The organism is Kitasatospora phosalacinea, from assembly GCF_000716545.1.
In the GTDB taxonomy this organism is placed as follows: Bacteria; Actinomycetota; Actinomycetes; order Streptomycetales; family Streptomycetaceae; genus Kitasatospora; species Kitasatospora phosalacinea.
Map to the genome: position 1 here is coordinate 1 of NZ_JNWZ01000120.1, position 7,824 is coordinate 7,824.

Annotated in this window: 5 protein-coding genes and 1 pseudogene; 4 read left to right on the plus strand and 2 right to left on the minus strand. The window is 74.8% G+C overall.

What is annotated here, in order from left to right:
• Together OO48_RS37920 and OO48_RS33315 are read right to left on the minus strand one after the other, a co-directional pair.
• A pseudogene (locus OO48_RS37920) lies at window positions 1-173 on the minus strand (methylmalonyl-CoA carboxyltransferase); the annotation flags it as partial.
• A 351-nt stretch (window positions 174-524) separates the two neighbouring features.
• Complete coding sequence (locus OO48_RS33315) at window positions 525-938, minus strand: PLD nuclease N-terminal domain-containing protein (RefSeq protein WP_033223229.1); 414 nt, start codon at window positions 936-938, stop codon at window positions 525-527.
• 76 nt (window positions 939-1,014) lie between these two features.
• Between OO48_RS33315 and OO48_RS33320 the strand changes: the two genes are divergently transcribed.
• The 4 genes from OO48_RS33320 to OO48_RS33335 all read left to right on the plus strand — a co-directional run.
• Window positions 1,015-2,472 (plus strand): menaquinone biosynthesis decarboxylase, encoded by a 1,458-nt coding sequence (locus tag OO48_RS33320; protein WP_033223231.1) that lies wholly within the window; start codon window positions 1,015-1,017, stop codon window positions 2,470-2,472.
• Between the two features lie 82 nt (window positions 2,473-2,554).
• A complete protein-coding gene (gene mqnP, locus OO48_RS33325; protein ID WP_033223233.1) occupies window positions 2,555-3,457 on the plus strand; it encodes a menaquinone biosynthesis prenyltransferase MqnP in 903 nt (300 codons plus the stop codon).
• Window positions 3,458-3,562: 105 nt separating this feature from the next.
• The gene (locus OO48_RS33330; protein WP_033223235.1) at window positions 3,563-5,257 is read left to right on the plus strand and encodes an RNA ligase family protein; all 1,695 of its coding nucleotides are present in this window, start codon (window positions 3,563-3,565) and stop codon (window positions 5,255-5,257) included.
• Window positions 5,257-7,824 (plus strand): RNA repair domain-containing protein (locus OO48_RS33335; RefSeq protein ID WP_051733371.1); only part of this gene is annotated, 2,568 nt, incomplete at its 3' end. The genes OO48_RS33330 and OO48_RS33335, both read left to right, overlap by 1 nt.

Sequence of the window (7,824 nt, forward strand, 5' to 3'; positions counted from 1 at the left end):
AGCAGCTCGATCCGCTCACGCGCGGTCAGCTTGCCCTTCGCGTGCTGCGCCTCGGTGGCCTTCTCGCTCGGCCCCCGGCGGACCTGCTCGCGCAGCTCGCGCAACTCGGCGACCCGACTACGGGCATCGGCCGGAGCCTCGTCGCCGACCGGCGCATCGTGCAGGACCGTCATTTCGAACCACTCCAAGCTCGCGTGGGGCAGCGAACACCTCTACTGCTACGACAGTACGAGTCAGTGCGCCCGGCTTTCGGCGTCGAATCCGTACAAGGTCGGGAGCCGATCGCTGTACAGGCTCGACATAGGGGGGCGCACGGGCCCGGCGCCGGGCCGCTCCGGACGGGTGCCCGGGCGTACCCCGGTCGGGGGATGGGGGAGTGGTCGAACCAGCAGGTCAGCGGTGATGCGGGGGGTGTGCGGAGGCCGCCGGCGCGCGGTGCGCGGGAAGGGGCGCACGCGGGCCGGCGGCCGGGTGTTCGAGATCCGGATCCGGTTCGGATGGTAGGGATGCGCCAAAAGGCGTGATCAGCCCTTGGGACGGTCGCCGTCCCCGGGGCGGTCGTCGTCCCGGCGCAGGTCGTCCTCGCGGCGGCGCAGGTCGGCCTCCCACTGCTTGAGCATGTCCTCGTGCTCGTCGTTGCCGCGCTTCAGCGAGGCGAGGAACTCCGGGTCGTCGTCCGGGGCGAGCGGGCGCCCGTCGGGCCGGTGGCCGGGGCGGGCGGCGGCCGGGCCGGACGGCCAGGACGCCCGGCGCGCGCCGCCGCGGGTGCGGCCGGCCACCAGCCAGGCGATCGAGCCGACCAGCGGGAAGAACAGCACGATGATCACCCAGCCCACCTTCGGCAGGTGGCGGACCTCGTCCTCGGGGGTGGTCAGGCAGTCGATGAACGCCCACACCCACAGGGCGAGCAGCGCCACCACGGGCAAGATTCTCGGCACGGCACAGATCTCCGGAAGAAGGTTCGAACAGGACCCTTGGCGGCCTCAGGTTAGCCCGTACCGGATACTGACAGGTATGGCATACGACGATCTCCGTTCCTTCCTCCGGGCGCTGGAGCGGGAGGGCGACCTCAAACGGATCAAGGTCGAGGTCGACCCCTACCTGGAGGTCGGCGAGATCGTCGACCGGGTGCAGAAGGCCAAGGGCCCCGCGCTGCTGTTCGAGAACGTCAAGGGCTCGGCGATGCCGCTGGCCATGAACGTCTTCGGCACCGAGCGGCGGCTGTCCAAGGCGCTCGGCCTGAAGTCGCCCGACGACATCGCCGAGAAGATCGGCGGCCTGCTCAAGCCCGAGCTGCCGCAGGGCTTCACCGGCTTCCGGGAGGCGTTCGGCAAGCTCGCCTCGATGGCGCACGTCCCGCCGCGGAACGTGAAGTCCGCCGACGCGCCCGTCCACGAGGTGGTGCTCACCGGCGAGGACGTCGACCTGGAACGGCTGCCCGCGCTGTTCACCTGGCCGCTGGACGGCGGCTCCTTCTTCAACCTCGGGCTCACCCACACCAAGGACCCGGACTCCGGCGTCCGCAACCTCGGCCTGTACCGGCTGCAGCGGCACGACAAGCGCACCATCGGCATGCACTGGCAGATCCACAAGGACAGCCGCAACCACGCCGCGGTGGCCGCCAGGCGCGGCGAGAAGCTGCCCGTCGCGATCGCCTTCGGCTGCCCGCCCGCCGTCACCTACGCCGCCACCGCGCCGCTGCCCGGCGACATCGACGAGTACCTGTTCGCCGGGTTCGTCGCGGGGGAGCGGGTCCGGATGGTCGACTGCAAGACCGTCCCGCTGCAGGTCCCGGCCGACGCCGAGGTGGTGCTGGAGGGCTGGCTGGAGCCCGGCGAGCTGCTCCCCGAGGGGCCGTTCGGCGACCACACCGGCTTCTACACCCCGCAGGAGCCGTTCCCGGCGCTGACCATCGACTGCGTGACGATGCGCCGCCGCCCGCTGCTGCAGTCCATCGTGGTCGGCCGGCCGCCCACCGAGGACGGGCCGCTGGGCAAGTTCACCGAGCGCTTCTTCCTCCCGCTGCTCAAGGTGATCATCCCGGACATCGTCGACTACGACCTGCCCGAGGCAGGCGGCTTCCACAACTGCGTGATCGTCTCGATCGACAAGAAGTACCCGAAGCACGCGCAGAAGGTCATGCACGCCATCTGGGGCGCCCACATGATGTCGCTGACCAAGCTGATCGTCGTGGTGGACGCCGATTGCGACGTCCACGACTACCAGGAGGTCGCCTGGCGGGCCCTGGGCAACGTCGACTACAGCCGGGACCTCTCGGTCGTCGAGGGCCCGGTCGACCACCTGGACCACGCCTCCTACCAGCAGTTCTGGGGCGGCAAGGCGGGCATCGACGCCACCCGCAAGCTCCCCGAGGAGGGCTACACCCGCGACGGCGGCTGGCCCGAGATGGTCGCCTCCGACCCGGAGACCGCCGCCCGGGTCACCCGCCGCTGGAAGGAGTACGGACTGTGAAACCCGATAGCCTGCCGGACGTGGTCCAGGCGCAGGAAGTCCTTCCCCGCACCCGCGGGGGTCAGCCGGAGTACGGCCTGTGATGACCACCGCCGACGCGTTCGAGGCGCCGCCGAGCCGGACCCGGGCCTTCCTGCGCCTGGTCGTGATCGAGCACTCGGTCTTCGCGCTGCCCTTCGCCTACACCGCCGCGCTCACCGCGATGTTCCTCGCCGATGGGACGGTGCACTGGCGCGAACTGCTGCTGGTCACCGTCTGCATGGTCGGCCTGCGGACCTTCGCGATGGCCGCCAACCGGATCATCGACCGCGAGATCGACGCCCGGAACCCGCGCACCGCCGGCCGCGAACTCGTCACCGGCGCCGTCTCGCTGCGCACCGCGTACGTCGGTTCGGCGATCGCGCTGGTGGTCTTCCTCGGCTCGGCGGCGCTGCTCAACACGCTGTGCCTGCTGCTCGCCCCGGTGGCCGTCGTCCCGATGGTGGTCTACCCGTACGGCAAGCGGTTCACCGACTTCCCGCAGGCCATCCTGGGCCTGGCCCAGGCGATGGGGCCGATCGGCGCCTGGCTGGCCGTCACCGGCAGCTGGTCCTGGGACGCGGTGGTGCTCGGCCTGGCGGTCGGCATCTGGATCGGCGGCTTCGACCTGATCTACGCCTGCCAGGACGTCGCGGCCGACCGGGGCACGGGCGTGCGCTCCGTCCCGGCCCGGTTCGGCGTGCCCGCCGCGATCACCGGCGCCCGGGTCTGCCACGCGGTCACCACCGCGCTGCTCGCCTGGTACGCGGTGCTGACCGACGCGGGCGCGTTCTTCTGGTGCGGGCTCGCGGTGGTGGCGGGGGCCTTCGTCTACGAGCACACCATCGTCAAGCCGCACGACCTGTCCCGGCTGAACCGGGCGTTCTTCTCCACCAACGGGTTCGTCGGCATCTCGCTGTTCGCCTTCGCCCTGCTCGACCTGGTCAGCCGCGGTCTGACGGTCTGACCACCGACGGACGGCAGGGGCGTGCGGGCCACTCCGCGCGCCCCTGTCGCGCGTCCGCCCAAATTCGCTGGCCGGGCGGATCGACCCGTCCCTAGGGTGGTCCGCATGCGCGTCCACTACCCCCGGACCCCGCACCTCCCGTGGTCCCCGGGGGCGGCGGCCGACGACATCCGCACCGGGGACCTGTCGGGCCTGGCCGGTGCCGAGGTGGTCGTCACCGAGAAGCTGGACGGCGAGAACACCACCCTCTACCCCGACGGCCTGCACGCCCGCTCGCTGGACTCCGCGCACCACCCCTCCCGCGCCTGGGTGAAGGGCCTGCAGGGCCGGATCGGCCCGCGCATCCCGGCCGGCTGGCGGATCTGCGGGGAGAACCTGTACGCCCGGCACTCGCTCGCCTACACCGACCTGGACAGCTGGTTCTTCGGCTTCTCGGTCTGGACCGACCGGGACGACTGCCTCGACTGGGACGCCACCGTCCGCTTCCTGCGCCGCCTCGGCGTGCCCACCCCCCGGGTGCTGTGGCGCGGCCGCTACGACGAGCGGGCGGTCCGCGCGCTCAAGCTCGACCCGGAGCGCCAGGAGGGCTACGTGGTGCGGACGGTCGCGGGCTTCCCGCGCGCCGAGTTCGGGCGCCGGGTCGCCAAGTGGGTGCGCCCGCACCACGTGCGGACCGACACCCACTGGATGCACGCCGCCGTGGTCGAGAACGGCCTCGGCCCGAACTCCGCGCTCTGGCACGTCCGTTCCGGCGGCACGCCGGACGCGGCCGCCCTTGCCGCCGCCCTCGGACGCGACCTCGACCCCGAGCTCGACGGCGTCACCGCCCGGTTGGACGCCCTCGGCCGCACCGGCGACGCCCGGCTCGACGGCGTCCTCGCCTTCGCGCTGCGCACCGCCCGCCGCGAACGGCTGATGCCCGCCCTGGCCCGGCCGCTCGGCCTGCCGCAGGCCCGGCGGGTGGCCGACCTGGTCGGCCTGCACCCGCTGCTCGCCCGGCCCCACCCCGACGGGCAGCGCCGGGCCGGTCTGACCGGCCTCGCGGCCGCCGCCGACCTCGGGGTGCTGCACGCCGTCGCCGCCGAGGCCCACCCCGACGCCGAGCAGGAGGTCGCCTGGTCGGCCCTGCACGCCGAGGACGCCGGACTGCTCGGGCCCGACCCGTTCGGCCCGCTGCGGGCCGGGCTGCGCGAAGCCCTCGCCGGCCTCCCGCCGGACGTCCGCGACCGGTGCTGGGCGCAGGCCCGCGAGGCGTACGGCCTCGGCCGGATCTCCACCGCCGAGGAGGCCGTCGCCGCCACCTGGGCCTGGCGCGACGGCCGCTTCCCCCGGCTGGTCCACCTCTGCGGCCCCTCCGGCAGCGGCAAGTCCACGTACGCGGCGACGCTGCCCGGCACCCGGATCAGCCTGGACGAACTGCGGGCCGCCCACGGCTCCCGGGCCGAACAGCGCGACAACCCCGAACTCCTGCGCCGGGGCCTGGCGGCACTGGAGGCCGCGCTGGCGGACGGCGGCACCGCCGTCTGGGACGCCACCTCGCTCAACCGCCACCAGCGCGGCCACCCGCACGCGATCGCCGAACGCCGCGACGCGCTGCTCACCCACGTCGTCACCGTCGTCGACGAGGCCGAGCTGCACCGCCGCAACGCCGTCCGCCCGCACCCCGTCCCCGCCGAGGTGCTGACCGCCCAGCTCCACCGCTGGAACCCGCCCTACCCCGGCCAGGCCCACCGCACCCGGTACCTGGACGCCGACGGCACGGTGGCGAGCACCGCCGGGTCCCTGGACGAGGAGGACTGATGCGCCCCATCGAACAGGTCTGCCAGCGCGTCCGCTGGGACGACCGCTTCGACCCGGCCCGCTTCACCCTCGGCGTCCGGCAGCGCGACGACCGCACCAAACGCGTCCCGCTGGAGACCTTCACCGCCGCCGGGGACGTGCCCTGGCACCGCGTCCGGTACGTGGAGGCGGACGGCCTGCTGGTGTGGGACCGTGACACCGGCACCGACCTGCTCGACACCACCACCGCCGGGCGGCGCGCCGACCCGGCCGTGCTGCCCGCCCCGTTCTTCACCCCCGGCACCCCGCACGCCTGGCACCCCGAACGCGGCTGGCGGCCCGCCGGAGCCGGAGCCGGAGCCGCCCCGGCCGCCGAGCGGCTGCGGGTCGTCACCTGGAACACCCTGTGGGACCGCTACGACCCCGAGCTGATCCACACCGCCCGCCGCCGCCCGCTGCTGCTCGCCGAACTCGAAGCCGCCGACGCCGACCTGATCGCCCTCCAGGAGGTCGAACCCGCCCTGGTCAAGCTCCTGCTGGCCCAGGAGTGGGTCCGGCGCGGCTACACCCTGGGAGCCGACCCGTTCGGCCGGGAGGTCGACGAGCACGGGCTGCTGCTGCTCAGCCGCCTCCCCGTCCAGGAGGCCGGCCGGCACGCCCTCGGCCCGCACAAGGCCGTCACCGCCGTCACCGTCCGCACCGCCGCCGGGCCGCTCACCGTCGCCGCCGTCCACCTCAGCAGCGACCACTCGCCCGACGGTGCCGACCGCCGCGCCGCCGAACTGGCCGCCCTCGCCGAGGGGTTCGCCGCCGTCGAGGGCGAGCTGCTGGTGCTCGGCGACTTCAACGACAGCACCGCCGCGCCCGCCGCCGCCCTCGGCCTGCGCGACACCTGGACCGAGGCGCACGGCCCCGGGGACCGCACCCCCACCTTCGACCCCGCCGCCAACCCGCTCGCCGCCGTCTCCTCGCTCACCGGCCGGGCCGGCCGCCTCGACCGCGTCCTGCTCCGCCCCGGCCGGGCCCGCACCGCCGCCGCCCGGCTGCTCGGCCACCGCCCCGGCCCCGACGGCCTGCACCCCTCCGACCACTACGGCCTCGCCGTCGACCTCGACGCAGCCCCCGCCGCCGACCCGATCGACGCCCCCACCACCGCCCGCACCGCCGTCGCCTGGCTGCCGCCCGCGCACCTGTGGCCCGCCGTCCAGCGCCTGCGCGCCCGCCACGACCCGCGGTACGACCGCTGGCCGCCGCACGTGAACCTGCTGTTCGGCTTCGTCGCCGAGCACGAGTTCGACCGGGCGCTGCCGCTGCTCGCCGAGGCCGCCGCCGAAGTCCCGCCCTTCACCGCGGAACTGGCCGGCGTGCGGACCTTCGAGCAGTCCGGCGCCACCACCCGATGGCTCGACCCGGCCGCCGGCTCCGCCGCCCCCTGGACGGCCCTCCACCAGGCCCTGCGCCGCCGCTTCCCGCAGTGCCGCACCCGCGAGGACGGCTACCGGCCGCACCTCACCCTGGGCCGGGGAGACTTCCCCACCGCCGGGTTGGAGCCCATGACGGCCGTCGTCGGCGAACTCGTGGTGCTCTCCCGGCGCGGCGACGGACCGATGACCCCGCGCGCCGTCGTCACCCTCGGCACCGGCGCGACCCGCGACCTCCCCGAACCCGCCGCGCCCGCCACCCGCACCGAACCATCCGTCGACACCGCCGAGTTGACCGCCCGGATCGCCGCCGTCCTCCCCGGCGAGACCCACCGGGCCGGCTCCCGCCGGATGGGCTGCCACCTGGACGGCGCCGACCTCGACCTGGTCGCCGTCCTGCCCGGCCCGTTCGAACCCGCCGCCGTCGCGAGCCGGTTGGCCGAGGCGCTGCCCGGGGCCCGGAACATCAGGGAAGTCCGCGGCGCCCGCGTCCCCGGCCTGCGCCTCGACGTCGCCGGCCTCGCCGTCGACCTGGTGCTCGCCCCCGCCGACGACTGCGCGGTCGCCCGCAGCGCGGTCACCGACGCCGACGCGATCCTGGCCGCCGTCGGCCCCCGTCACGCGGCCTTCGCCGCCCTCGCCCGCCGGGTCAGGACCTGGGCCGCGGTCCGCGGCCTCGTCTCCGCCCCCTTCGGCCAACTCCCGTCCCTCGCCTGGACGATCCTCGCCGCGCGCACCACCGCCGAGACCACCACCGACGACCCGGACGAACTGTTCCAGCACTTCACCGCGGTCTGGGCGGCGCACGACTGGCGCCGACCCGTCACCCTCCACGGCGGGCCCGCCGCCCCCAGCACCCTCCCCGTCACCGTCCTCACCCCCACCGCCCCCGTCCGCAGCTGCACCGGCCAGGTCGGCCCGGGCACCCGCGACCTGCTCGTCGAAGAGCTCTACCGCGCCTGGGAGCTCGGCCCCGGCCACCCCGAACTCCTCACCCCGCCGCCGCTCCACCGCCGCCACGCCGCCTGGCTCCTGCTCACCCCCGCCCCCGACCGCCTCGGCCCCACCCGGGGCCGCCTGCGCACCCTCCTCACCGCCCTCGAACCACTCGCCCCCGCCCTCCACGCCTGGCCCTGTCTCTTATACACATCTGACGCTGCCGACGAT

Bases quoted from the DNA above. Each gene is read 5' to 3' on its own strand.
- OO48_RS33330 (WP_033223235.1), top strand. From the start codon at position 3,563: ATGCGCGTCCACTACCCCCGGACCCCGCACCTCCCGTGGTCCCCGGGG.
- OO48_RS33320 (WP_033223231.1), top strand. From the start codon at position 1,015: ATGGCATACGACGATCTCCGTTCCTTCCTCCGGGCGCTGGAGCGGGAG.
- mqnP (WP_033223233.1), top strand. From the start codon at position 2,555: ATGACCACCGCCGACGCGTTCGAGGCGCCGCCGAGCCGGACCCGGGCC.